General features: G+C 42.4%; 23 protein-coding genes. 19 read left to right on the top strand and 4 right to left on the bottom strand.

The annotated features are described in order from the left end of the window. Positions 1–43 precede the first annotated feature (43 nt). From prlC (Xsto_RS09480) to Xsto_RS09430, 11 genes are all read left to right on the top strand, one after another. The gene (prlC, locus tag Xsto_RS09480; protein ID WP_099124906.1) at positions 44–2,086 is read left to right on the top strand and encodes an oligopeptidase A; all 2,043 of its coding nucleotides are present in this window, start codon (positions 44–46) and stop codon (positions 2,084–2,086) included. Between the two features lie 270 nt (positions 2,087–2,356). After that, on the top strand, positions 2,357–2,632 hold the full coding sequence (locus tag Xsto_RS09475) for a helix-turn-helix domain-containing protein (RefSeq protein ID WP_099124905.1): 276 nt from the start codon (positions 2,357–2,359) through the stop codon (positions 2,630–2,632). Beyond that, positions 2,625–3,869 (top strand): type II toxin-antitoxin system HipA family toxin, encoded by a 1,245-nt coding sequence (locus tag Xsto_RS09470; protein ID WP_099124904.1) that lies wholly within the window; start codon positions 2,625–2,627, stop codon positions 3,867–3,869. The genes Xsto_RS09475 and Xsto_RS09470 overlap by 8 nt, the downstream gene beginning before the upstream one ends. Positions 3,870–3,995: 126 nt before the next feature. After that, a complete protein-coding gene (gene prlC / locus Xsto_RS09465; protein ID WP_099124903.1) occupies positions 3,996–6,038 on the top strand; it encodes an oligopeptidase A in 2,043 nt (680 codons plus the stop codon). 17 nt (positions 6,039–6,055) lie between these two features. After that, positions 6,056–6,799: a 16S rRNA (guanine(1516)-N(2))-methyltransferase RsmJ gene (gene rsmJ, locus Xsto_RS09460; RefSeq protein WP_099124902.1), complete on the top strand. Its 744-nt coding sequence runs from the start codon at positions 6,056–6,058 to the stop codon at positions 6,797–6,799. Between the two features lie 207 nt (positions 6,800–7,006). Then, positions 7,007–7,162, top strand: a complete 156-nt coding sequence (xyeA, locus tag Xsto_RS09455; protein ID WP_099111011.1) for a XyeA family cyclophane-containing RiPP triceptide — start codon at positions 7,007–7,009, stop codon at positions 7,160–7,162. Positions 7,163–7,224: 62 nt separating this feature from the next. Continuing rightward, positions 7,225–8,403 (top strand): cyclophane-forming radical SAM/SPASM peptide maturase XyeB, encoded by a 1,179-nt coding sequence (xyeB, locus tag Xsto_RS09450; RefSeq protein ID WP_099124901.1) that lies wholly within the window; start codon positions 7,225–7,227, stop codon positions 8,401–8,403. An 18-nt stretch (positions 8,404–8,421) separates the two neighbouring features. Beyond that, a complete protein-coding gene (locus tag Xsto_RS09445) occupies positions 8,422–9,336 on the top strand; it encodes a retropepsin-like aspartic protease (RefSeq protein ID WP_099124900.1) in 915 nt (304 codons plus the stop codon). Positions 9,337–9,538: 202 nt separating this feature from the next. Beyond that, the gene (locus Xsto_RS09440) at positions 9,539–10,582 is read left to right on the top strand and encodes an HlyD family secretion protein (RefSeq protein ID WP_244590368.1); all 1,044 of its coding nucleotides are present in this window, start codon (positions 9,539–9,541) and stop codon (positions 10,580–10,582) included. Next, the gene (locus Xsto_RS09435) at positions 10,554–12,719 is read left to right on the top strand and encodes a peptidase domain-containing ABC transporter (RefSeq protein ID WP_099124898.1); all 2,166 of its coding nucleotides are present in this window, start codon (positions 10,554–10,556) and stop codon (positions 12,717–12,719) included. The genes Xsto_RS09440 and Xsto_RS09435 overlap by 29 nt, the downstream gene beginning before the upstream one ends. Before the next feature lie 370 nt (positions 12,720–13,089). Then, on the top strand, positions 13,090–13,980 hold the full coding sequence (locus tag Xsto_RS09430) for a lipase family protein (protein ID WP_099124897.1): 891 nt from the start codon (positions 13,090–13,092) through the stop codon (positions 13,978–13,980). A 71-nt stretch (positions 13,981–14,051) separates the two neighbouring features. On the opposite strand, the gene gdhA is transcribed toward Xsto_RS09430, so the two are convergent. Further along, on the bottom strand, positions 14,052–15,395 hold the full coding sequence (gdhA, locus tag Xsto_RS09425) for an NADP-specific glutamate dehydrogenase (RefSeq protein ID WP_099124896.1): 1,344 nt from the start codon (positions 15,393–15,395) through the stop codon (positions 14,052–14,054). Positions 15,396–15,662: 267 nt separating this feature from the next. Further along, a complete protein-coding gene (gene uspA, locus Xsto_RS09420; protein ID WP_099111017.1) occupies positions 15,663–16,094 on the bottom strand; it encodes a universal stress protein UspA in 432 nt (143 codons plus the stop codon). A 338-nt stretch (positions 16,095–16,432) separates the two neighbouring features. Between uspA and uspB the strand changes: the two genes are divergently transcribed. Next, positions 16,433–16,765 carry a universal stress protein UspB gene (gene uspB / locus Xsto_RS09415; protein WP_099124895.1) on the top strand — a complete coding sequence of 111 codons (333 nt, stop codon included), beginning with the start codon at positions 16,433–16,435 and terminating at the stop codon, positions 16,763–16,765. Positions 16,766–16,861: 96 nt separating this feature from the next. Here the strand turns inward: uspB and pitA are convergent, their stop codons facing one another. Beyond that, positions 16,862–18,352: an inorganic phosphate transporter PitA gene (pitA, locus tag Xsto_RS09410; protein WP_099111019.1), complete on the bottom strand. Its 1,491-nt coding sequence runs from the start codon at positions 18,350–18,352 to the stop codon at positions 16,862–16,864. Positions 18,353–18,673: 321 nt separating this feature from the next. Here pitA and Xsto_RS09405 point away from each other — a divergent pair, with 321 nt between their 5' ends. Continuing rightward, positions 18,674–19,876, top strand: a complete 1,203-nt coding sequence (locus Xsto_RS09405; RefSeq protein WP_099124894.1) for a BaiN/RdsA family NAD(P)/FAD-dependent oxidoreductase — start codon at positions 18,674–18,676, stop codon at positions 19,874–19,876. A 141-nt stretch (positions 19,877–20,017) separates the two neighbouring features. On the opposite strand, the gene Xsto_RS09400 is transcribed toward Xsto_RS09405, so the two are convergent. Next, positions 20,018–20,911: a LysR family transcriptional regulator gene (locus tag Xsto_RS09400; RefSeq protein WP_099111021.1), complete on the bottom strand. Its 894-nt coding sequence runs from the start codon at positions 20,909–20,911 to the stop codon at positions 20,018–20,020. A gap of 90 nt (positions 20,912–21,001) precedes the next feature. Here Xsto_RS09400 and Xsto_RS09395 point away from each other — a divergent pair, with 90 nt between their 5' ends. The 6 genes from Xsto_RS09395 (at position 21,002) to Xsto_RS09370 (ending at position 26,973) form a co-directional block, all read left to right on the top strand. Then, positions 21,002–22,369, top strand: a complete 1,368-nt coding sequence (locus Xsto_RS09395; RefSeq protein WP_099111022.1) for an MFS transporter — start codon at positions 21,002–21,004, stop codon at positions 22,367–22,369. Next, entirely contained in the window at positions 22,348–22,749 is a 402-nt protein-coding gene (locus Xsto_RS09390; protein ID WP_099111023.1) for a hypothetical protein, read from the top strand. The genes Xsto_RS09395 and Xsto_RS09390 overlap by 22 nt, the downstream gene beginning before the upstream one ends. A 374-nt stretch (positions 22,750–23,123) precedes the next feature. Beyond that, positions 23,124–24,092: a methyltransferase gene (locus Xsto_RS09385; RefSeq protein ID WP_169926621.1), complete on the top strand. Its 969-nt coding sequence runs from the start codon at positions 23,124–23,126 to the stop codon at positions 24,090–24,092. 160 nt (positions 24,093–24,252) lie between these two features. Then, the gene (locus Xsto_RS09380; protein WP_099111025.1) at positions 24,253–25,197 is read left to right on the top strand and encodes a flavin reductase family protein; all 945 of its coding nucleotides are present in this window, start codon (positions 24,253–24,255) and stop codon (positions 25,195–25,197) included. An 8-nt stretch (positions 25,198–25,205) separates the two neighbouring features. After that, positions 25,206–26,501, top strand: coding sequence for an aromatic ring-hydroxylating dioxygenase subunit alpha (locus Xsto_RS09375; RefSeq protein ID WP_099124892.1), 1,296 nt, complete (start codon positions 25,206–25,208; stop codon positions 26,499–26,501). Further along, a complete protein-coding gene (locus Xsto_RS09370; RefSeq protein ID WP_099124891.1) occupies positions 26,491–26,973 on the top strand; it encodes an aromatic-ring-hydroxylating dioxygenase subunit beta in 483 nt (160 codons plus the stop codon). Before Xsto_RS09375 ends, Xsto_RS09370 begins: the two co-directional genes overlap by 11 nt. The last annotated feature ends 9 nt before the right edge of the window (positions 26,974–26,982 follow it).

Below are 26,982 nucleotides of genomic sequence, written 5' to 3'. Positions count from 1 at the left end.
ATCGGTATTACCCAATTACACTAATACTAATAAGGTGCTCATTATGACTAATCCATTATTAGATTTTTCTGGACTACCAAAATTCGCTTCTATTAAAGCAGAACATGTTGTACCCGCGGTGAAAGAAATGCTGGCTAAATATCGTCAGGTAATTGAGAAAGTGGTGAACGAAAATAGTCAATTTACCTGGGATAATTTATGTCAGCCAATCTCTGAGGCAAGAAATCAGTTTGAGCGCGTCTGGTCTCCTGTATCTCATCTCAATTCTGTCAAAAATACACCAGAATTCCGGGTGGCTTATGAACAATGCCTGCCAATGAATTCTGAGTTCTCAACCTGGATGGGTCAACATAAAGGGTTATATCAGGCTTATAAGTCACTGAAAGAAAGTCCTGAGTTTGAAAAACTGTCTCAACCGCAGCGTAAAGCTGTAGAAGATAAGCTGCTTGATTTCACTCTTTCCGGCATTGCATTACCGGAAGAGAAACAAAAACGCTACGGTGAAATCACGGCTCGCTTGTCTGAGCTGAGCGCCCGCTTCGGCAACAATGTGTTGGATGCCACAATGGGATGGACAAAGCTCGTCACTGATGTCTGCGATCTGTCTGGTTTACCTGAAAACATAAAAAGTTCAGCCAAAGCTGCCGCTAAAGCGAAAGACTTAAAAGGCTGGTTACTGACGCTGGATCCGCCAGTCTACAGTGCAGTGATGAGCTATGCCGATGACTGTGAGCTGCGTGAAGAAGTCTATACAGCTTATATGACTCGTGCTTCTGATCAGGGTATGAATGCCTGTAAGTGGGACAATAACCCGATTATGGAAGAAATTCTCGCGCTGCGTCATGAACTTGCTCTGCTGTTAGGCTTTAAAAACTACGCTGAAAATTCTCTCGCAACCAAAATGGCGAAGACAACTAAGGAAGTGCTCGATTTCTTAAACGGTCTGGTTGACCGCGCCCATGAACAGGGTGAAAGGGAGATGGAAGAACTTTGCGAGTTTGCCCAATCCCACTACTGTGTTGATGAGCTGGAAAGCTGGGATGTAAGGTATTACAGCGAAAAACAAAAACAGCACGATTTCTCTTTTGATGAAGAGCAACTGCGTGCTTACTTCCCGGAAAAACGCGCCATTGAAGGGCTGTTCGAAGTTGTTCACCGCATTTATGGCATCACGGCCAAAGAGCGTAACGATGTAGATACCTGGAATTCTGATGTCCGTTTCTTTGAGCTTCATAATGATAAAGGGGAACTGCTTGGTAGTTTCTATATGGATCTCTATGCCCGCGCAGGTAAAAAAGGCGGAGCATGGCAAAGCAGTTATGTTGACAGAATGCGCCTTGCTTCCGGCGAGTTGCAGAAACCCGTTGCTTTCATTAACTGTAACTTCAGTGGGCCTGTAGGCGGTAAACCTGCGCTGTTTACACACTCTGAGGTTTCAACGCTGTTCCACGAATTTGGACACGGCCTGCAAACACTGCTGACTACGATTGAAACTCTGGATGTTGCCGGCACTAACGGCGTACCGTGGGATACCGTAGAGTGCCCGAGCCAGATTATGGAAAACTGGTGTTGGGAAGCGGAAGCACTGGAATTTATCTCAGGTCATTACGAGACAAATGCACCTCTGCCGAAAGAAATGCTGGATAATATGCTGGAAGCGAAGAATTATCAGGCAGCCATGAAGATGCTGCGTCAATTGGAGTTTGGCCTGTTTGATTTCCGCCTGCATGTTGAATATGACCCGGAAGAAGGGGCACAGATCCTGCCAATACTGGAGTCAGTGAAAGAACATGTTTCCGTCGTTCCGTCATCAGACTGGGAGCGCTTCCCGAACTCTTTCAGCCATATCTTTAATGGTGGCTATGCAGCGGGCTATTACAGCTATATGTGGGCTGATGTACTGGCAGCAGATGCTTATTCACGCTTCTCTGAAGAAGGTATTTTCAACCGCACAACCGGTCAGTCATTCCTTGATGATTATCTGGGGCGCGGTGGTTCAGAAGACCCTCTGACACTGTTTATCCGCTTCCGTGGCCGCGAACCAAAACTGGATGCACTACTGAAAAGACTGGGCATTACCGGATAATTATTTTTTAATCAATAATAAGGCGCTGATAACAGTGCCTTATTTAAGTTATGAATAAATATGATCCGCACCATATATTCAGATCACTATTATCAATGAGCCAGTACAGTCATCTGCTGGCTTTTTTTATGATGACTATTTTCCCTGTGTTGCCACCCAAAACAGGCCGCATTGACTCTATCAATAAAATGCTACTATTATGACAAAATCATACGAAATAGATCACATTTTTGCTACAGTAGTAGCAAAATTAGCAATAGAGGTATTCGTATGTTTTCTCTCTACACCGCCTATGATGTGCAACATGAATTAAAAGATTTTATCAAGCGGCAACGGAAACAACAAAAATCGTCTGTTGAAGAGTTAGCCAACCGTTCCGGCGTACCGTATAGCACTATCAGAAAATTTGAGCGTACCGGTAATATTTCATTACGACAATTCCTCATGTTATTGGAAGCAGTGGACGGACTGCATCCCCTGCATGAACTCACCAAAGAACATCCGCGTGAACCAACCACCATTGCTGAGGTACTGAAAAATGCTTAATACCCCTCTGAATGTCAGGAGAAAATTGTCCGATGGTAACAGCGTGCTAGTCGGGCAATTAGCAGAGAATAAAACAGGAGTTTATTTTCAATATGATGAAACCTATCTTACAGCTCATCCTAAATCTCTTTCTCCATTTTTGATTAACGCGGATACTTCATTACAAAAAGCCCCCAAAGAACCTCATTATGGATTACATGGCGTGTTTGGTGACAGCCTGCCCGATGGCTGGGGGCTGTATTTAATGGACCGTGTGTTTCGGGAAAATGGCTATAATCCCAAAATGGTGACAGCATTGGAACGGCTGGCGTATCTTGGTGAGCGGTGCTCTGGAGCGCTTTATTATGAACCTGCTACGCACGCTTTCAGTCCAGATGAAAGAGATATCGATATTATTACGCTTGGCAAAGAAGCCGTTAAAGAATTTGAAGGTATAGACTCTCATTTTCTGCATTCTCTGATAGATGCCAGTGGTTCAGGTGGCGCTCGTCCCAAGCTCAATATGACAAAATGTACAGATGGTCGATTTTCAACCCGGACTGATGCCATTGGGGAAAAGCTGCTTATCAAACTAACCTCTGCACAATTTTCTTTGAAATACTCGGAAAGCCTTGTTGAATATGCCTATATGAAAATGGCCAGAAATATTGGGATCGAAGTACCTGATTTCGAATTACTGGATGTGGGAAATGGTCACTTCTGGTTACAACAAACACGTTTTGATTGTTGCCCGGGACAAGGTCGCTATCACATGATTTCAGCGTGTGGGCTGCTGGATGCACCGTTCCGGGAGCCGTCTTTGGATTATGTTGATTTAGTTAAAGTCACAAGACATTTATGTGGTGTACAGGAAGCTCAGAAACTAGTGAAACGTGCTCTATTTAATTATCTGACCGTCAATCAGGATGATCACGCCAAAAATTTTGCTTATTTGGCTGACGATGCTGACAACTGGCGTATTTCGCCATTTTATGATGTTGTGTATATGCCATCTCCTTATGGTGAACATATGACTTCATTTAATGGTAATGGTAAAGTCATTACTTCTTCTGCATTAGAACAATTGGCAGGGCAGGCTGGATTTTCTTCTATTAATCCGTTAATAAACATGCTCGAAGAAATTTATGCTGAAACACGCCGTTTTCCGATAATTGCTCATGAGTTAGGCATTGATAATGTCGTAGCGACAACAATTGCCCTGCATATGGAGCAAAAATGGCTGGATCTAAAACTATGACATTAGCGGCATACGCAACTAAGCATTGAACTCACGCTATTTTATCCCCATCTATCCTCAATACCCCATAATGGGATATCAGGCTGATAACAGCTTATACCCCTATACAAAGATAAGGCGCTCATTATGACTAACCCGTTACTGACATCTTCAGTATTGCCTAAGTTCGCTGACATTAAACCTGAACATGTCGTTCCTGCCGTAAAAGAAACGCTGGCAAACTACCGTCAGGTCATTGAGAAAATTTTAACTGAGAACTCCGCTTTTACCTGGGATAGTCTGTGCCAGCCGCTTTCTGAAGAGCAAGATAAACTTTCCCGTATGTGGTCGCCAGTCGGGCACCTGAATTCTGTCAAAAATAGCCCAGAGCTTCGTGAAGCCTATGAACAAAGCCTGCCTCTGCTCTCCGAATTCAGCACTTGGCTTGGGCAACATAAAGGGCTATATCAGGCTTATAAGTCACTAAAAGAGAGTGAGACTTTTAATTCACTGTCCCAGCCACAACGCAAGTCTATCGAAGATACTCTGCGTGATTTTGAGTTATCCGGCATTGGCTTACCGGAAGAAAAACAGAAACGCTACGGTGAAATTGCAGCTCGTATGTCAGAGCTTGGTTCCCAGTTCGGCAATAATGTACTGGATGCCACGATGGGCTGGTCTAAGCTCATCACCGACGAAAACGTTCTGGCTGGCTTACCTGAAAGTGCCAAAGCTGCGGCCAAAGCCGCCGCAGAAGCCAAAGAGCAGGAAGGCTGGTTACTGACGCTGAATATGCCAAGCTATCTTCCCATCATGGCATATGCTGATAACCGTGAACTGCGTCAGGAAATGTATTACGCCTACACGACTCGTGCATCCGATCAAGGGCCGGATGCCGGGAAATGGGATAATAACGCTATTATGGCGGAGATGCTGGCATTGCGTCATGAACTCGCTCAATTGCTGGGTTTCGCAAGCTATGCAGAAAAATCCCTTGCTACCAAAATGGCGAAAAACCCTCAGCAGGTACTCGATTTCCTGAATGATTTGGCTAACCGTGCGCATGGTCAGGGCAAGAAAGAGCTGGAAGAACTGACAAACTTTGCCCGTTCACATTACGGTGTTGATAAGCTGGAAGCCTGGGATGTCACCTACTACAGCGAAAAGCAGAAACAGCATCATTTCTCCATTGATGATGAGCAACTGCGCCCTTATTTCCCTGAACAACGTGCCGTTGAAGGGTTGTTCGAAGTTGTTCGCCGCATTTATGGCATCACCGCCAAAGAGCGCCACGATGTAGAAACCTGGCATTCTGATGTCCGTTTCTTCGAGCTGTATGATGAAAAAGGGGAACTGCGCGGTAGCTTCTATTTAGATCTCTATGCCCGTGAACATAAACGTGGTGGCGCATGGATGGATGACTGTGCCGGCAGAATGCGTTTTGCTTCCGGTGAATTGCAGAAACCAGTTGCTTACCTGACCTGTAATTTCAATAAACCCGTGGGTGACAAACCTGCTCTGTTTACTCACGATGAAGTGATAACGCTGTTCCATGAATTTGGTCACGGCCTGCACCATATGCTGACCGAAATCGAAACACTGGATGTTGCCGGCATTAACGGTGTTCCGTGGGATGCGGTAGAACAACCAAGTCAGTTTATGGAAAACTGGTGCTGGGAGCCGGAAGCACTGGCGTTTATCTCCGGTCATTACGAGACGAATGAACCTCTGCCACAGGAAATGCTGGATAACATGCTGGCAGCGAAGAATTATCAGTCCGCAATGTTTATCCTTCGTCAGCTGGAGTTCGGGCTGTTCGATTTCCGCCTGCATGCTGAATATGATCCGGCAAAAGGCGCTCAAATCCTGCCAACGCTGTACTCCGTGAAAGAACAGGTTTCTGTTGTACCATCACCAGAGTGGAACCGTTTCCCGAACTCTTTCAGCCATATCTTTAACGGTGGTTATGCCGCGGGCTATTACAGCTATTTGTGGGCTGACGTGCTGGCAGCAGATTCCTACTCCCGTTTCTCTGAGGAAGGTATTTTCAACCGTACAACTGGCCAGTCATTCCTCGACAATATCCTGTCCCGTGGCGGTTCTGAAGATCCAATGACGCTGTTCGTCCGCTTCCGTGGCCGCGAACCCAAACTGGATGCCATGCTGAAAAGTGCTGGGATCACGGGATAATTTGTGTGGAAACTCGCGTGAAAATTTGTTTGATTTGCGAACAGGGCGCTGATAGCAGCGCCTTATCTCATTTGGCTGAACGCTGGAGTCTGGTACACGATGAAGATTCCGTTATGGCCTTGGTTCTGACTCCTGAGCGGCTGGAGCTACGTAAACGCGATGAGCCGAAGCTGGGCGGAATTTATGTTGATTTCGTGACCGGAACAATGGCGCATCGCCGCCGCTTTGGTGGCGGGCGCGGTGAAGCCGTTGCGAAAGCAGTCGGCATCAAGAAAGATTATTTACCCACAGTCGTTGATGCCACAGCAGGGCTAGGAAGGGATGCTTTTGTTCTGGCCTCAATCGGTTGCCATGTCAGAATGCTGGAACGCAACCCGGTCGTTGCGGCATTGCTGGATGATGGCCTACAACGCGGTTATCAGGATGAAGAAATCGGCGAGTGGCTGAAAGAACGCATGACCTTAATCCACGCTTCAAGTATTACCGCCTTGACAGATATCACTCCGCAACCGGATGTGGTTTATCTTGATCCTATGTATCCGCATCGACAAAAAAGTGCTCTGGTCAAAAAAGAAATGCGTGTATTCCAGTCTCTCGTGGGTGCTGATGAAGATGCTGATGCACTGTTAGGACCAGCCCGTGCTCTGGCAAAGCGCCGTGTTGTAGTGAAACGGCCTGATTACGCAGAACCAATGGCAGGAGTGAAAGCATCCGCCGCCATTACCACCAAAAACCACCGGTTTGATATTTATCCTTGTTGATGACACACCATCTTCATTAAATATATTTATTTTTCAGGTATTCATACCTGAAAAATAAATACGTCACAGTTATGTTTTAAATAAGAAATAAAACAGTATATCAATTGTTACACTGTTGTTTAGCGTTCGTATAAATAACTAACTCTATACTCCGGAAGTCATCACTATTTTAGATATGACATCTCATTTGAAAAATAAGGAGATACCATGAGCAAATTACAACGTGAAATAGCAGAAAATAAATCTCAAATAATCAATTCAGATAAAAATAAAACTCAGCGAAAAGAACTCGTTGATAGTCTATTAGATACAGTTTCCGGTGGCTGGGTGAATGCCTTTGGAAATTGGAGTAAGTCTCTGTAATAATCATAAAATAAATAGGAGAGAAGCGTTTATCTCTCCTATTTATTCATGGAGATGTGATAATGACGATAATAAAGCGAGAGAAGATTAAACATCTTGAAATAATTCTAAAAGTCAGTGAGCGATGCAATATTAATTGTACTTACTGCTATGTATTTAATATGGGCAATACATTGGCTGCTGACAGTGCTCCAATTATATCTCTTGATAATATAGCGGCACTGAGAGGATTCTTTGAACGCTCTGTAATAGAAAACCATATTGAGGTGATTCAGGTAGATTTTCATGGTGGCGAACCACTGATGATGAAAAAAGAACGTTTCAATCAAATGTGTGAGATTCTCCGCGAAGGTAACTATGGTAACTCTCAACTAGTTTTGGCATTACAGACCAACGGTATTCTGATTGATGATGAATGGATTGCTCTTTTTGAAAAACACCAAGTTCATGCAAGCATATCTATAGACGGACCAAAACACATCAATGATAGGCATCGATTAGATCGAAAAGGAAAAAGCACTTACGAAGGAACAGTTAATGGCTTACGTATGCTCCAAAATGCGTGGGCGAAAGGACGTATTCCGGCAGAACCAGGAATTCTCTCTGTGGCAAATGCTAACGCTAATGGAGGAGAAATTTATCATCACTTCTCAAAAGAACTCAAATGCCAGCGTTTCGATTTCCTCATACCTGATGATCAACATGCTGATAGCACTGACGCCGAGGGAATTGGCCGATTCCTCAATGAAGCGCTTGACGCCTGGTTTGCTGACGGTCAACCAAATATTTTTGTCAGGATCTTTAACACATACCTGGGCACAATGCTTAATAGCCAGTTTAACCGTATCATAGGCATAAGTGCCAATGTTGAATCGGTTTATGCTTTCACTGTAACTTCTGATGGTCTGCTCCGTATTGATGACACCCTGCGCTCAACCTCAGATAAAATATTTAATCCCATTGGTCATGTCAGAGAATTAACTCTCTCAAGTGTGCTCGAATCAACTAATGCTAAAGAATACTCTTCACTGAATAGTGAATTACCTGAAGATTGCAATGACTGTATATGGAGTAAAATCTGTCATGGTGGTCGTCTGGTTAACCGTTTTTCACCAACCAATCGCTTTAATAATAAAACCGTTTTCTGTCCATCCATGCGGGTTTTTCTCAGTCGCGCTGCATCACACTTGATTGAAGCTGGTGTTAGTGAAGAAACAATAATAGAAAATATCCAACAATAAAAATAGCGAATTCCAACAATGATAAGATTTAATTATTGGTTATCTACGCTTTCATTTTTTGCCTTAGCCATTTTATCAAATAACTCCATCGCTAATAATTCTATTGATAATTTAGAAAAACCTATAACTCTAAAGCTGAGCTTTGATAAATATTCCGTTCCCTATTCAACATTTATTATTGATGGACAACCAGTATATGCAATGATTGATACAGGCTCTTCTATGGGGTTTTATCTTTACGAATCTCAGATAAATAAAATTAAAGGACTCAAAAAAGAAAGTATTTATTACAGTACAGATTTAACCGGTAAGGTTCAGAAAAATATAAAATATTTAGTCAGCTCCTTAAACGTAAACAATATAGAATTTAAAAACGTGAGCATTACTCCATTTAAACCGTGGGGACTGCTAGTTTATAAAAAAGGAAATTTACCCGATAAACCTGTTGTGGGTCTTGATGCTTTCAAAGATAAACAGATAATATTAGATTACATCTCTAATTCACTCACAATAACAAATAGCGTTACCGATAAAAACAAGCCACCAAAAGGGTTTACAGAACTTCCTTTCCAAAGATCTTCCAGTGGAATGGTTTTTGATGTCGAGCTATCTGGTCATAAATACCACATGATCCTGGATACCGGTGCTACCGTATCTATGATATGGCGTGAAAGACTTAAAGCCTATACGCCAACAAGTTGCCTCGCGGTTAATCCGAAAATGGATAATAAAGGATGTGAAGCCGCAATGCTGACAGTTAAATCGGTGACCGGAAAAGCAGAACAGTTCGGGGCTGTAATTGTTGATGGACATTTTCAGCATATGGAAAAAATTGATGGCCTTCTCGGAAACAGCTTTCTCCGAAATCGGAAATTAATCATAGATTTTAAAAATAAAAGGGTCTTTTTTTCCAATGAGCACAGAAAAGCATGAAAACTCAATCTATCGTGCCGAAGCTCTGCAACATAAACAGGAGGGATGGCTTGGCGTATCTTATCTGGATATTCCATCCAGCCTCTCCATTTGTATTCTGACAGGCATGCTGACTGTTGCTTTTATTGTCTCAATCATTATCTTCGGCTCTTATAGCGAAAGAGTTAACGCCTCCGGTAATGTCATTTATGATCCTCCGGCTGTGTCACTCATTGCACAAAACAATGGCATAATTATTAATTCAGTCGCTTCAGAAAAAAAACTCATTAAGCAAGGTGAAGTTATTTTTTCTGTGAGTGATGAAACTGAAACTAATCTTGGTGCTACCAAATTTGAAATAGAAGAGAGTTTGAAAAAACAACGGAACATACTGTTGAAAAAAATTAATATTATCACCACCGAAGCTGAGGAAAATAAAAATTACTTTATTGAGCGAATAAAAAATAAAGAACAGGAAATAAATGGTTTAAATATCCTGATAAAAAATGCGGAAGAACAGAGGAAATGGTTCGAAAAAAAATCCAGCTTATATGAACAATTACGCAAAAAAGGCCTTGCGCGTGATTCTGAATTTATTGACAGGAAGAAGGATTATTATTCAGCCATAGTAAATCTCTCGTCTGCAAGGGTAAAAATAATTACCCTGCAAGGAGAGTTGCTGGATTTTAAAAAGAAAATATCAGCGACTGATAGGGAGGCGGATTCAGCGAAAAAATTAATTACAGCTGAAATTGCTGGCATAAAACAAAAGATTCTGAATATAGAAAAGCAAAGAGAATATCTGATTGTCGCCCCATTTAATGGAAAGATAACCAGTGTGACAGCCCATAAAGGAGAGAGAGTAAAAGCAGGCCAACAAGTCGCCGTCATCGTCCCTCTGGCTGCAAGGCCAAAAATTGAACTGCTTTCTTCATCCGATTCTCTCGGCGATGTGGCTGATGGACAACAGGTAAAAATGAGGATAGCAGCGTATCCATATCAGTGGTATGGAAAGGTTGCAGGAGTCATCGAAGCAATCTCAGAAGCCCCGGTCAATATCCCTCCATCAGCTCAGACTAATAGTGAAGGTAAAGCGCTTTTCCGCATAACGGTACGGCCAGTTATGACAGAACAACAAAAATCACTTTCCCTTCTGCCGGGTATGAAAGTAGAGACAGAGATATATGTAAGAACCAGAAAGAATTACGAATGGCTCTTTATGCCAGTGAAGAGGGTATATGAAAGAATATGTGACAACACACAATAAGGATACACGATATAAAATCAGTGGCTTTTTCGAGTTTTTCACTAAAAAACTACCTGTAATCCTGCAAACAGAGGTAACAGAGTGCGGATTAGCCTGTTTAGCCATGATTGCAAGCTGGCACGAACGGGAAACGGATGTTTACAGCATGAGGAAAATTTTCGACGTATCAAACAATGGCATGTCATTAAGACAACTCATCACAGTAGCAGATAGAATAAATATGAATGCCAGAGCCATACGCCTTGATCTCGAAGAACTCAGAAACGTCAGGCTTCCATGTATTCTGCACTGGTCCTTTAATCATTTCGTCGTGCTAAAAAAAATCACAAAGAAAAACGCCGTTATCCATGATCCTGCCTTAGGGAAAAAAATCATTTCCCTAAAAGAATTGTCAAATAAATTCACGGGAATAGTTCTGGAAGTATGGCCACGGTCTGATTTTAAAAAGGAAAAAGTGAGTGAAAGTATCACTATCACAGATATGTTCCGGGGTGTAGCTAACCTTAAAATCACACTACTAAAAATCATTCTGATATCACTTTTTATTGAGGGGCTAGCTCTCTCAATTCCCCTCAGCTCTCAATTTATTATTGATATTGTTTTGCGATCCAGTGACTTCGAAATGCTGAATCTGATTGTTATTGGCGTTATTTTTCTACTTATTCTCCGCTCTGCACTCAGCATCATCCGAGCCTGGACTCTGATGGCAATGCGCTACTCTTTGGGAATACAGTGGAGTATAGGCTTTTTTAACCAGTTGCTGAGCCTTCCGTTAACATTCTTTGAAAAGCGTCATGTAGGAGATATAGCGTCTCGGCTGACATCACTCAATGAAATTAAAGAAGCCTTCACCGCAGAAATGCTGACTTCCTTGCTTGATGTGCTCATTCTACTAACACTGATAACTCTGATGTTTTGTTACAGCGCACTTCTGGCTGTTATTTCCCTGCTCATCATCTTTATTTATCTCAGCGTAAAACTTGCGCTCTATAACACATACAAAAGTGCCCGAGTTGAGGCCATTCACAATGAAGCATTACAGTCATCTCATTTCCTTGAAACAGTTCGAAATGTGGCATGTGTCAAAGTATTTTCCCTGACAGAAAATCGGCGTATGACATGGCTGAATAAAGTTATCAACACAGCTAATGCCCGAGCGCATTTATTCAAGATAGATCTGATAAACCAAACCCTGTCAGGATTTCTTACAGGGCTTTCATCAGCAACGATTTTATTCTTTGGTGGTAATCTCATGGAACATGGCGCAATAACAACAGGGACTCTATTCGCCTTTATGCTCTACGCTGATATGTTCCTTACCCGCTCTATTAAAGTGATTAATTCACTTTTTAATTTTCGCCTTATATCAATACACTCAGATCGCCTAACAGACGTTGCAACCGCAGAAACAGAGGACGCTTGGTATTCAAAAAACTTAGTTCCGCTTGAGGTTGTAGAAGGTCGGATAACGCTCAATAATCTCTCCTATCGTTACGGTGAAGCTGAGCCATTTATTTTTAAAGATATCAATCTGGAAATTAATGCAGGCGAGAATATCGCAATTATCGGGGCGTCGGGTTGTGGTAAATCCACTCTTCTCAGAATAATGGCGGGCTTAGCCATTCCCCAATCAGGAAGTGTATTGATTGATGGAACCAGCATACGACAGATTGGTATTGACGAATATCGGCGGCATACCGCCTTTGTGATGCAGGAAGACAAACTTTTTGCGGCCTCTCTGATGGATAATATTTCCTCTTTTGATCCTCAGCCCGACCTTGAATGGATGTATGAGTGTGCCAAAGCAGCAGCAATACATAACGAAATTATCGCTATGCCAATGCAGTACGAAACAATGATAGGTGATATGGGAAGTATTCTTTCAGGAGGACAAAAGCAGCGCGTATCTCTGGCCAGAGCACTTTATAAGCGCCCACGAATCCTTTTTCTTGATGAAGCAACGAGTGACCTCGATGTATTTAATGAACGAAAGATCAATAACGCTATAAAACAGATGCCCATTACCCGCATTTTTGTAGCACATCGGCCTGAAACGATTGCTGCCGCGGATAGAATATATAATCTAAAAGAAAAAACTTTTACGGAATTTTCCAGATCCGGCACTGTTTTATTCTGATTGTACTTAAGATTCAAAAAAATAAGCCCCATTCAACATGGGGTTTATTCGTAAAAAAATTAGTTAACTTTATATCTTAATTATCACTTTTCATTCTGGATAAAGAATTGACGAAGTATCGATAGCTTGAAAAGAATTCATATTTAAATTAATATATTAATAATTTAAATTATTAATATAATATAACTTTCTAATTAAATGATTAGATTAAACCCACCAAAAAAAACCAATCAATATTAACCTGAATAATAAAAAATTAACAAATCAATAAAATAAAAACACTTACTAATTTCAGGAAAATTTTAAAATTTGAAATATACTTTAATTATCACTTTAATTTTTATTATACCAATAAGAATGGGACTGGACTATGTTTACAGTAAATTACAACGATAGTTTTGCAGCACTAATTCTATATGCATCAGATATGTATGAACGATATCCTGATAACCTTACGCCACCTCCAGACCCGCGTATAGAAAAAGATGGTTGGAAACTGAAATGCTATATTTATAGTAATGATTACAATATTTTTATGAATCCAAAAACGAATAAAAAAGAATTAATGATTTTGGAAGAAAGAGTTAACTTTGGATATATAGTAGAGAGAATAACTAACCCCGGAGAATACGTTCTTACTATCCGTGGGACAAAAAATATTACCGAATGGATAAAGAACCTTGATGTAATACCTATATCCCCTTGGCCTGATACACCTGATCAAATAGTTTTTGACGGTTTTTATTCAATGTATAATTCTTTGCGTCTGATTGTTCCTGATAACACAACAGGGATTAATTATCAGAGCCTCCCACTAGCAGATGCCATCACACAATTTATCGGAACAAATGGTTATTGTACTATCTCCGGTCATAGCCTTGGTGCTGCAATGGGGACTTATCTTATGAGGGATATTTATGATAAAGCACCTAATTGCAGATCTTGCTTATTTGCCAGTCCAAATGTAGGAAATTATGAATTTGTAACATATGTTAATCAACATTTTCGTGATAATGTCGTTATTAATTATGTAGAAGATATCATTCCTTCATTACCACCTAACTCTTATCAACTTCCAACTGTTTATGAACTACAGCCAAGAGACGATGTAATAGTAAAGGATTCCATAGGTTGCAAACATGCTATACTCACTTATCTTGCTTTATTAAATAAATACAAATTTTTCGAAGTGCTTGATGGAGATTTTCCAGAAGACAAGCAAACATGGAATGATTGTCTGCAAGTAACGCGGGATGCTTGAAAAATAAGCCCCATTCAACATGGGGTTTATTCATTAAAAATCATTTATTGTTTACTGGTAAACTCACTGAATTACAAAATACCTTGCGCCAGCATGGCATCAGCAACTTTCACAAAGCCCGCTATATTCGCACCCTGTACATAGTTGATCTGTTTGCCTTCTCCACCATATTCCACACAGGATTGGTGAATATCGAGCATGATGTGATGTAAGCGGATATCCACTTTTTCTGCTTTCCAGTTCTGTCGTATCGCATTCTGCGACATTTCCAGGCCGGAAGTGGCTACACCTCCCGCATTAGCGGCCTTACCCGGCGCAAACAGAACACCGGCTTCAAGGAAAGCATCAGTAGCTGCGATAGTTGCCGGCATGTTGGCTCCTTCTGCTACCAATTTCACACCATTCTGAATCAGTATTTTTGCATCTTCCAGATGCAGCTCATTCTGTGTCGCGCAAGGCAGAGCGATATCTACAGGCACTGACCACGGGTTTTGCCCTTTAAGGAAAGTCAGCCCACGTTCTTTGGCATAATCCTCAACACGCCCATAACGTTTATTTTTAATCTCTTCCAGATGAGCCAGTTTCTCTGAAGTGAATCCTTCTTCATCCAGAACAGTACCGCCGGAATCGGATACCGTCACCACTTTAGCCCCCAGTTCCAGACATTTTTCGATGGTATATTGAGCGACATTTCCCGCTCCCGAAACCGATACCCGCATACCATCCAGCGCCATACCATGACGTTTCAGCATCGCATGAATGAAATAAACCAGACCATAGCCCGTCGCTTCCGGCCGGATCAAACTGCCACCAAAAGAGAGCTCTTTACCCGTGAAAACACAGGCCGTGTTGTTGGATAACTTTTTCATCATCCCGGTCATAAAAGCCACTTCCCGGCCACCAACTCCGATATCTCCGGCAGGAACATCAGTATCAGGCCCCAGATGGCGATACAACTCTGTCATTAATGCCTGACAAAAACGCATAATCTCTCCCTGACTTTTCCCTTTAGGATCGAAATCAGAGCCGCCTTTTGCACCGCCCATCGGTAATGTTGTCAGAGCATTTTTCAATGTTTGCTCAAAACCGAGAAACTTCAGAATAGAGAGGTTAACGGAAGGGTGAAAACGCATCCCGCCTTTAAATGGCCCGATGGCCGAATTGAACTGTACCCGCCATGCGCGGTTTACCTGAACCTTTCCCTGATCATCAACCCAGCTAACGCGAAATTGAATAACTCTTTCTGGTTCAACCAAACGCTCTAATAACCCCTGTTCACGATATTGCGGATTGCGCTCAAGAAAAGGCCAGAGAGAGGTCAATACTTCTCTTACTGCCTGTAAATATTCTGGTTGATGTGGATTGTGAGACTGAACAGATTCAAGAAATGAGACTAAAGATGATGGTACATTCATTTATAGCTTCCTTTATACATTCAGATGTGATGCCCTCCCCATTTCCTTTGTTATTTTTTGTCGAAAATGTGAGGTAATTACGGTTTGCTTTCTGAATATACCACTATTTTATGATTGAATTTCAATAACTATTTTTATTAATTTTGTTGAAAATAAATTTTTTATTTTCTAAATAAAAAGCTTTTTAAAGCACCTTATACTTTGCACAAGCAAAAAAATCGCCTGCAATGAGCAGGCGATTCCATAGAATAAGTTTTCGGCAGAATATTAATCTTCTTCACGCAACGGAACGATAAGCATATCAACATGGACGGTGTTAATGAGCTGACGAGCTGATGACATCAGCTTGCTCCAAAAATCCTGATGATGACCACAGACAACGAGATCCATATCATATTGCTTAATCGCATCAACAAGTACTTGCCCTAAATCACCACTACCACTCAGCGTTTCCTGAATTTCATAGCTTGAATTCTCTGACAGTTCTTTCAGGGAGTTACGAGTTTCATCTGCGATGCGTGCCTGCATATCACCAAGATTGACATCTATCAGGCCGGTGTATAAATCAGAGTAATTTACATCAACATGGATCAAGGAAACCTTAGCATTGTATGGCCTTGCCAAAGAAACCGCTTTATCCACCAAGACCCTGCTTTCTGGAGATAGATCAACTGCTACAAGAATATGTTTATAAGCCATATAAGTGAACTCCTTCCATAAAATGGATTGGCGGCATTAAACGCCATGATTTTATACTTATACTATAACTGCTTGACGCCTCTTTTGAGTGTCGTCGTGATCACAACTTGTTACTTTATTTAGTTAACCAGTTGAAAGAAAAGATATCTGCTTTCAATACCATAACTGTATTAAACATTTTATCTCTGATACTGAGGCCATTTTTCAATATCATTTGGCTTTTCTAATAAGCCATTTCCTCCTAAAATTTAATACTGTGACTATTTACATTGCTACCTTTTCAGATAAATTCTTAATCCATACACAATATCCCGTTGCCACTCTAAGGAGGGGGGAATATGTTCAGTATGCTTGCATTCTTCTGGGCAATTTGCATTATCTGTATTATCAATATATTACGTTACATTTCTTCACTACGGGCTTTATTATTTATTCTGCGTCAGGCAGATCCGATGCTATATCAAGCCATTGATGGGAATGGTTTTTTTACTGGTAATGGCCAATTCAGTAAACAAATGCGGCTGGTACGCTACATTAACACACAAAGCTATCTCAACCATCACAATGATGATGTCATCTTTTTCTGCGAAAGGCTGCGTAAGCAGTTTATATTGACGAAAGTGTTATGTGGGATTGTCTTACTGTGTCTGGTAGGAATAGCGATAGTCTGATAACAACAGAGAGGGAAAGCGAGTTGAAAATAAAAAGTGGCAATAAAAAGGGTTGAGCTGCTGATATCGCTGCCAACCCTTTTTAAAAACTTAAGCTTAGATCAATTGCAGAGCAATCCAATACAGGCAGCCTGACAGGGCAATTGAAATCGGCAATGTCAGTACCCACGCCAGCATGATATTTTTGATAGTCTTACTTTGAACACCACCACCATCAACCAGCATTGTACCTGCGACCGCAGAAGAAAGAACCTGTGTCGTCGATACCGGCATCCCCGTATAACTAGCAACCCCAATCGATACTGCGGCAGTCACCTGAGCGGAAACCCCCTGAGCATAAGTCATGCCTTTTTTACCGATTTTTTCACCAATAGTGACAGCAACACGTTTCCAGCCAACCATTGTGCCCAGAGACAGTGCCAGCGCCACCGCGATGATTATCCACATTGGTGCATATTCAACGGTATTCAGCAGATCTTTACGCAATTTATGCAGGAAACGTGCATCTTCCATGCTAGTTTCTGGCAATTTAGCCACAGCACTTGCTGTATCAGCAATACACATCAACATGCGACGCATGCTGTTACGTTGATCAGGATTCAGCTCACTATAATTCTGAATGCTTCCCAGCATTGTTTCCGTGGTATTCAGCACATCCAATGCCCGTGAATTATCACAGTGGAAATTCATATCCAGTTGATCTTCAACCGGAGATATAGCCGGAGTCAGCTCAATTGCATGAGTAAGCGCAGGTTCATGATGCTCATAATACTGCTGCAAATGCACAACAGCATCATGGGTACGAGCAATGTCATAGCTTGTTGAGTTCATATTCACAACAAAGCCAGCAGGCGCGACACCAATCAGTACCAGCATGATCAGACCAATCCCTTTCTGGCCATCATTGGCGCCATGAGAAAAACTCACACCAACAGCAGAAAGGATCAGAGCTGTTCGTGTCCAGAATGGTGGTTTACGTTTACCATCCTGCTTTTCACGTTCAGCCGGCGTCATGTGGATACGACGGCGCTTTTTAGTACCACTCCAGTAACGGCGCAGTAAAAAGACCATCGCTCCCGCGATCACCAAACCAATCATAGGAGACAGAATCAAGGACATAAAAATCTGTATCATCTTCGGAATATTCAGCGCATCAACAACAGAAGAGCTGGTCACTATCGCGTTGGTCAGGCCAATCCCGATAATAGAACCAATCAACGTATGAGAGCTGGATGCCGGGATCCCGAAATACCATGTGCCCAGATTCCAGATAATTGCCGCCAGCAGCATGGAAAAGACCATCGCCAAACCATGGCTTGAGCTGACATTCAGTAGGAGATCTGTAGGTAATAGATGAACAATCGCATAAGCGACACTTAATCCACCAAGTAGAACACCAAAAAAGTTAAAAACCCCTGCCATGACAACAGCAAATTGCGAGCGCATAGCGCGGGTATAAATAACAGTTGCTACTGCATTTGCGGTATCATGAAACCCATTGATGGCTTCATAAAAAAGCACAAACAACAGAGCAAGTACTAACATAAGGCCGGTATAAAAATCCAGGCCAGTAAACAGATGTAGCATAAACGTTAAGCCAGTTAGTAGGACATGAACGCGGCGCATTATCAGTGACAAACGCTGGCGGGAAAAGAGAAATATGACCTTTTTTTGATTTAATGACAATAAACCGGCAGCGAATGATTTACTTTTCTCATAAAAATCAAAAAATTATGGGATTTTTATCTTTTTATATTTTTTTGATGAAAAATGGCCTGCCATAATAAAAGTTCAACCAAGTACTTATTTTTCTCTGCATTTAGCAGATAGTCCCTCCACAATGAAGTGTATTTCCTGAAAAATAATCCGGCAAGAAAGTTATTCTGCAAGTATAGAGATAGCAAACGAATGGAAAAATTTGATGTAGTAATTATTGGTGCTGGCGCGGCTGGCTTGTTTTGCGCAGCACAGGCCGGACAGTCAGGGCTAAGTGTTCTGGTACTGGATAATGGTAAAAAAGCAGGCCGCAAAATTTTAATGTCCGGGGGCGGACGCTGTAATTTTACCAATATATATGCCGAACCCGCAGCCTTCCTTTCAGCCAATCCGCACTTTTGTAAGTCAGCACTTGCTCGCTATACACAATGGGATTTTATTGACTTGGTGCAGCGTCATGGTATTGCCTACCATGAAAAAACTTTAGGGCAGCTTTTTTGCGATGACTCAGCTCAGCAGATTATTGACCTTCTTTTGAAAGAGTGCGAAGCGGGCCAGGTTACAATTCGCTTACGCAGTGAAGTCACTCAGATAGAGAAACATGAGCAGAAGTTCGAAATTACTGCATCAGGGAAAAAAGTGAGCGCACACTCACTTGTAGTGGCTTCTGGCGGATTATCTATGCCCGGTTTAGGTGCCTCTCCTTTCGGTTATCGCATTGCGGAACAATTCGATCTTAATATCCTGCCAACTCGTGCCGCCTTAGTTCCTTTTACCCTACACAAGCCATTGCTGGAACAGCTTCAAACTCTCTCCGGTGTGGCGGTCCCTTCCGTTGTTACCGCACAGGACGGAACGGTGTTCAGGGAAAATATCCTGTTTACTCACCGCGGACTTTCCGGCCCCGCTATTTTGCAGATCTCCAGCTATTGGCAGCCCGGTGAATATGTGAGTATTAACTTACTTCCGAATATCGACTTGGATGACTTCTTAACTCAGGAGCGTGAATCCCACCCTAACCAAAGCCTGAAAAACACCCTTGCCAAACTGTTGCCAAAACGTCTGGTGGAGTGCCTGCAATCTCTTGGTCAGCTACCAGAACTCTCTCTGAAACAGCTCAATTCAGCACAGAAAAAAGATCTGGTCACTACCCTGCAATGCTGGCAGGTACAGCCAAATGGTACTGAGGGATATCGCACCGCAGAGGTAACTCTTGGTGGCGTAGACACTAATGAGCTGTCATCGAAAACAATGGAGTCCCATAAGGTGAAGGGATTGTATTTTATCGGTGAAGTTGTCGACGTCACCGGCTGGCTTGGCGGATATAATTTCCAATGGGCATGGAGTTCAGCCTGGGCCTGTGCGCAGGCACTGGTGACTGTGGAAAGACAATAACATTTATCTGTTGGTAATAAATTTTGCCCATAAGAACGATTCGATTCTTGTTCTTACGGGCAACCATAGCTGCCACTACAGGGATTCAGAGTGAAATACAGCATATCCTTAAAAAGGATAAATTAGTGCTTAAAAATCAGCTTAATTAAAATGCAAATTCTGTATCAGATAATCAATAAAAACGCGGCATTTGAGGCGAATACGATGATCACCGGCAAACACAATCGTGATGTCCTGCTTGGGCAATGTATAGTCAGGAAACAACTGGATCAGCTCCCCTTTCGCAATTTCCTCTTTCACCATCCACTCCGGCAGAATGGCTACACCGAGTCCGGAATACACCATCGTCTTAATAGCTGAGGCTGAATTAGAGTGAAACCGGGCCATAGCACGAAATTCGAATTCTTCCTTTTTATCGTTGCGTAAAGTCCACTGTGTTGGTGCCTGTAAGTTACTGTTAGCAATCCACTGCACAGCATTTAAATCATCAAGGGATTTAACAGGATTATTTTTTAACCACTCTGATGAGGTCACCATAACAATGGCATAATTACCCAGTTTTCTGCTTCTTAAAGTCGAGTCACGTAAAGTCCCTAAGCGAATTGCCAGATCAAACCGTTCTGAAATTAAATCATTCAGTGATGAATCAGCGTAATAATTGATGCCTAAATTTGGATGAAGTTTGCAAAACTCACCAATTAACGGCAGTAAAAATTGTGCACCAAATTCCGCCGTGGATGTAATACTCAGAGTTCCGGACAAAGAACGATGAATGTCAGATATGTTTTCAATAGATGTCTGAATATTAGAAAATATTTCCCGAAAATCCTTATATAGGACTTCACCGGCTTCTGTCAGAGTGATGCCTCGTGTGTTGCGAATAAGCAGCGGCACATTCAGCACTTCCTCCAACGATTTCACATGAATACTCGCCATCGCTTTGCTAATGAAAAGCCGTTTTGCAGCAAGAGTGAATGACCCACAATCTACTACCGCAAGAAACGTTTGAATTCGGTTTAAGTGATTAAAAACCATAGATTGTTAAATATTAGTAAACACTGAGTTCAATTTAATCTAATCGACACTACCGAGCAAGCCAAATTAGACTCCAAACTGGAGGATAAAATGACATATCGCTATCGTATTGCCTTTATTTTTTTAGCTGGCTTTTTCATTGACTGCATAAATATTTTTATGTCAGCGATTGCATTGCCTAATATTTCCCACGAACTCAACATTTCTGAATCTAGTGTGGCCTGGGTAGCAAACAGCTATATTCTGGGGTTGACGCTCATTATTCCACTCAGTACCTGGCTTGCCAGTCATCTGGGTGCCAGATTGACCATGGCAGCTTCCATGGCAATATTTTCTGTAGGGGCTTTACTATCAGGGTTATCCAACGATTTTGTGTCATTGATCCTGTTTCGATTTATTCAGGGAATAGGCGGTGGCTTATTGATCCCGGTAGGTCAGGCACTCACCTTTGGCCTGTTTAAAAAAGATGAACGCGCAAAAGTATCGACGCTGATTATGGCTGTCGCGCTAATTGCACCGGCTATTTCTCCCGGTGCTGGCGGAGTTATCGTGGATCACTTTTCTTGGCGCTGGGTATTTCTCTGCAATATCCCTTTCAGTCTCATCACGGCATTACTGGCAATATTGTGGATCAAAGAGGAAAAAACCACCGCCCGCCGACCGGATCTCATAGGACTATTATTGGTGAGTCTGGCACTTACTGCACTGCTGTTTGGCATGTCACTGTATGCGGGTTCTACCAGTCCGTGGCTCCCCCTCACCTTAGCCGGAATTGGCATTTTATTTAGCCTGCTCTACGTCAGACATGCTCGCAACATAGAGCACCCAATTCTCGACCTGAATGTGTTGCGCAATAACCGCATGCGCTTCTCTGTCTTAGTTTACTATGCTGTACCGGGCATATTTACCGGTGTGAATCTACTCAATATTTTCTTTCTCCAGCAGGTGATTGGCTGGACAGCCAGTGAAACCGGGCTTTTGATGATATTGTTCGCGGGTGGATCATTCTGTGCCATGGTAGCTTGCGGTCATCTCTATAATCACATTGGCGCTGCCCGACTATTCTGTACTGGCCTGATATTGCACGCCGGGGGGATCGTATTGCTGACGCTGGTCGGGTCGGAACATGAGTTACTCTTGCTTGTTGCTGCTTACTTGCTGATGGGAATTGGCGGAGGTATTTCAACCAATACCGCTCAGACTACTGCGATGCTGGATTTTGAGGGGGAACATCTGGCCCGCGCCAGCACTGTCTGGAACCTCAACCGCCAGATGTCATTCAGCATCGGCGCTGCGGTTTTTACACTGCTCTTTAATCTGCTACAACAGCAAACTACCACGACATCCGCTTACCATTTCACATTCCTTATTGCCGCCGGGTTAGGACTACTTCCCCTGCTAAAGCTCATTCAACTCAGTCAAAAAACGGAGTCCGTATGCAATCAGAAAAAGAATTAATTGCTCACCACAGCCTAATCGAGCTTCCTCAATGGATAGAAGAGGTATTTACTGGCCGGGAAGGTCATCCATCTGCGCTGAAGAAACTACTGGGCAGTTTTCCCGCTGATTTCAGGATGGTAACAATGAAAGGCCAAAGCATCGGTCTGGCTGAAGTAGAAAACCTGTTTCGTCACAATATAGGCACCCGGCCTCAGCTACGCATTGTTATAGATGCCTGTGAAACATTAGCGGAAACCACAGAAGGCGTGATATGCCGCTATCGCGAAACTCAACATAATGCAGGAACTACACTGGTTCGCTGGTCCACAGTCATTATAGATATTCATGCGGGGCAACCCTACTGGCGCTATCTGCACGAAACAGCTATTGAGGAATAAAAAAAGAAGTATTATTCAATCAACATCAGTAAGACATACTTATTGCCTTTCAAGTTGCAGCTTTATTGTCTGCAACTTAAAGCCTGGAGAGTATATATTCTACTTTGATCTTTTATCATTATTTAATGAAAATATATCCTTATAAAATATTAAAGACAGAGGAAAATGAAATATTCAATATATTGAAAGTCATTTGAATTAGGTGTATTAACGATGTTAGTGATGAATAATATCATTCATTTTAACACGAAAAGAATATTGCCATTCATTATAAGATAATGAAAATATAATTGATTGGATAAAATAACTTTAAAGAACAGCATTTAAAAAACAGATAAATCAATATAATTAAAAATTAAGAAAGGAGAATGATAATGTCATTAGAAATGGTTACTGCTTATCGTAAATCAAATGCTCTATTTTCTTTTGTAGACAGTGAAGCGCCATTACATTTAAGCACTCAAGATGGCAAAACAGTGGAACAACTTGCTCAGCTATGCAATGTTTATCAAGATAGATTCCATCGGTTATTGGACTATATGCAAACACTCAATGTGTTAATAAAAAAAGAAGATAAATTTTATCTCACAGAACAATGGGCATCACTCAGTAAGCCAGACAGCTTTGAAACGTTATATATAAAGTTCGAATTAGACCCCGCTTTCTGGAGCGCCTGGGCACAATACAGCTCATCATTAAGAAAAAATAATACTAAATCTGCTTTTGAACTTACCCATAATGAATCATTCTTTGATTATCTCAATAATGGGGAAAATAAAAATATAAAAACAACTTTTGATAATTTAATGGCGAAAATGACCAATATGATGAATGAATATGTTATTAACCGCCTGCCGTTAAATAACATCTCTTCATTTATTGATATTGGAGGTGGAGTAGGTTCTTTTGCAAAAAATATAAAAAGGCATTATCCCCATATTCAGTGTCATGTCATGGATCAATATGATTTTACCGAGCAAGAATCAGAAGGTGTAACTTTAATTAATGGCAATTTCTTTTCTGCTATTCCATCAGGATATGACGTTTATTGTATGAAAGGTGTTTTACATGACTGGCCAGATAATCAGGTCATCCATCTTCTCAAAAACTGTCATAAATCTATGCGGGAAGATTCTGTCTTATATGTTATCGATATGATCAAAGAACCAGATGAAACCGCATCATTTGATTTATATATCGATACCCTTCTGTTAGGCCGGAAACGGAATCAGTCTGAATTTGAATTTGTGGCAAAACAAGCCGGATTCTCTATTACAAATATCTACAATCTGAATTTCTCTACCGTAAATGGAAACCAGTACATTATTGAAATGAAAAAATAAATTTATTCTGAATTAACAGCCATGTCGCTATGACTACTCGTGTAATCCGGCTGAACGGCGTAATACCGACTCACAAACGGAGTCTATGCGAATTGATTGATATCCATGCAGGGCAGCCCGCCGACACAACCTGCATGAAACAGCTATTGTGGGGCAGAAAATGCAGCAGTATCCGATCTGCAATATTCGTACTCTCAGTGACACGATCCGGGAGTTTACTTTAGAGGCGCCAGAATGGGAACTCGCGGCGTTAACACCCGGTAGTCACTTCCGCTGGTTGATGCCCGACAATATTGGTACACGTAGTTATTCTTGCGTGATGTTGACTATACCAACAGCCACACTGACATTTGCCATCCAACTCAATACAGCGTCTGCCAGTAGCCAATATTTACAGAGCCTGAAGGTAGGTGACAGTGTCAGGCTTGAAGGGCCATTTAACCACTTCCCACAGCTCTCCGCCCCTGAGGGAGGACGAGATATAGTGATTGCAGGAGGCATTGGCATAACTCCCATCACCGGCATCATAGCGCGCCTCATTGCAATGGGAAAACACCCGGAATGTCACTACCTTATCTCCTCACAAGCACAGGCTGTCTATGCAACTGAATTGGCAACGCTCGCCGCTTCATATTTTTATCTACACAGTACAGCAGAGCAAAAGGTCTGCCTTTCCGAATTATTGGGTGCATTACAATCCCGCGATCGGCTGCATGTGTGTGGCCCTGTACGCCTGCTCAATGCCGTATTGGACTTCTGTGATAACCACCATTTTCCACGGCAACACATTGCCTTTGAGCTTTTCACCACCCCCTCAATTGAAGCTGATATTGCCAAGACGGGTTACGAAGTAGAAGCAACAGAATCAGGTATCAGGCTACAGGTCGCAGCTGGCCAGTCACTACTGGATGCCCTGGAAGCGGCAGGGTTAGAGCCACTATATGATTGCCGGCGCGGGGAGTGCGGTCTATGTGCACTGAAAGTGATCGAAGGTGATGTCGAGCACCACGATTTCATTATGACACCGCAAGAAGCGGCTACCTCCCGAACCATTTACCCCTGTGTTTCCCGAGCAAAGGGAAGCTTCCTTAAATTAGCATTGTGAATCGTTTTATGAATAAAAATCTTATATTTCGCGGAACAGAAATTCACAAATCTGCATATCTCGATGAGGCTATATTCATCACTGAGCAAAAGAGCGTCTTTATGCAGAGCTGGCTCTATCTGTGCCACGGCAGCCAGATCCCCGCAATCGGTGACTATTTCACAACTGAATTAGCATCACAGCCATTAGTCGCGATTCGCCAGAAAGATAATGAAATAAAAGTACTTTATAATCGCTGCCCACATAAGGGCGTAAAGATCTTACCCGAAACCAATGGTAACAGTGGGCGTTTTCTGCGCTGTCCCTATCATGCCTGGACATTCAAACCTTCAGGAGAATTACTCAGCATTCCGGTAAAAACCGAATATGATCCCAGTGTACTGTCCGAGTGCGAAGCCAGCATCGGTATGAAAGCTGTCGACAATGTAGTGTGTTATCGCGATTTCATCTTTGTACGACTGAGTGCTCAAGGTCTGCCATTTGATATTTTCTTCGGCGATGCTCTCTCAACGCTGGACAATATGATCGATCGTTCTCCTAAAGGAGCATTGCGAGTCGTTGGTGTACCACTGCGTCATCGTCATCATTGTAACTGGAAAATGGTGATGGATAACCAAACTGACACTTGTCACCCCATGGTGGCGCATGAATCTTCAGCAGGAGAAGCGGTTAATCTCTGGGCTCAGGCTGATCAGCAAGGTGCTCAACCCACAGCGGTGGAACTTTTGTCTCCTTTAATGTCTCCCCACGCTTTTTTTTCTGAAATGGGGATCCGCATCTGGGCTAATGGTCATGGGCACACCGGTGTCAGTAACTCTATCCATAAAGACTATTCAGAAATCCCCGATTACTGGGAAAGTATGGTGGAGAGTTATGGTGAGGAACGAGCACAGCAAATCTTGAGCGATACACGACACAATACCGTGTACTTCCCTAATCTGGTTGTAAAAGGGCCTATCCAGACGTTACGCATTATCCGTCCGGTTTCCGCCAGCGAGACTGTTGTTGAATCCTGGATTCTGGAGCTGGTAGGGACACCACAAAAGATGCTAGAGCGTACTGTACAGTACAACAACTTAATCAACTCCCCCTGTTCAATAGTGGCGCATGACGATGTGGAAATGTATGAACGCGCTACCGAAGGACTAAAAAGTCAGGCTAACGAGTGGGTCAATATCGCTCGCCTCTATGATCCTGCGGAATGCTGGGATCGAACCACTCAAATGTCAGGAACCAGTGAAGGCGCAATGAGAAACTTTTATTCCATGTGGCAACGCATGATGGAGGGAGGCAATGGAGAATAACAATGTCATACAGACCCTGACTGATTTGATTTATCACGAAGTCTGGCTACTTGATGAACAGAAATTTGACGACTGGTTCACTTTGCTGGCGGAGGAATATACGTGGTGGATTCCATCACGACACGATCAACTTAGCCCGCTGACAGAGTCTTCTTTACTGTATGAGGATCGCTTTGTCACACAACTGCGTATCAATCGACTTCGTAATGCGCGTAATTTTTCGCAGCAGCCACGCAGCCGCTCACAGCATCTGCTCCAGCGCCCCATTATCAGCTGGACTGAAGGAGAACAGAGTGCCAGTGGCGTTAGTCAATTACTCTACAGCGAAAGTCGTGGTGACAGAGAGTGGCATTACGCCGCACGTCTCGAACACCAGTTTCATTGGCGTGAAGGACAATGGCTGATCAGAGGACGCAAAACCGTCTTACTTAATCTCGCTCGGCCTTTCGACAGTTTGCAGTTGATTATCTGAGACTCAATC

Origin of the sequence: Xenorhabdus stockiae, assembly GCF_002632825.1 — a bacterium.
GTDB lineage: Bacteria > Pseudomonadota > Gammaproteobacteria > Enterobacterales > Enterobacteriaceae > Xenorhabdus > Xenorhabdus stockiae.
This window is presented reverse-complemented; position numbering and strand designations above follow the sequence as displayed.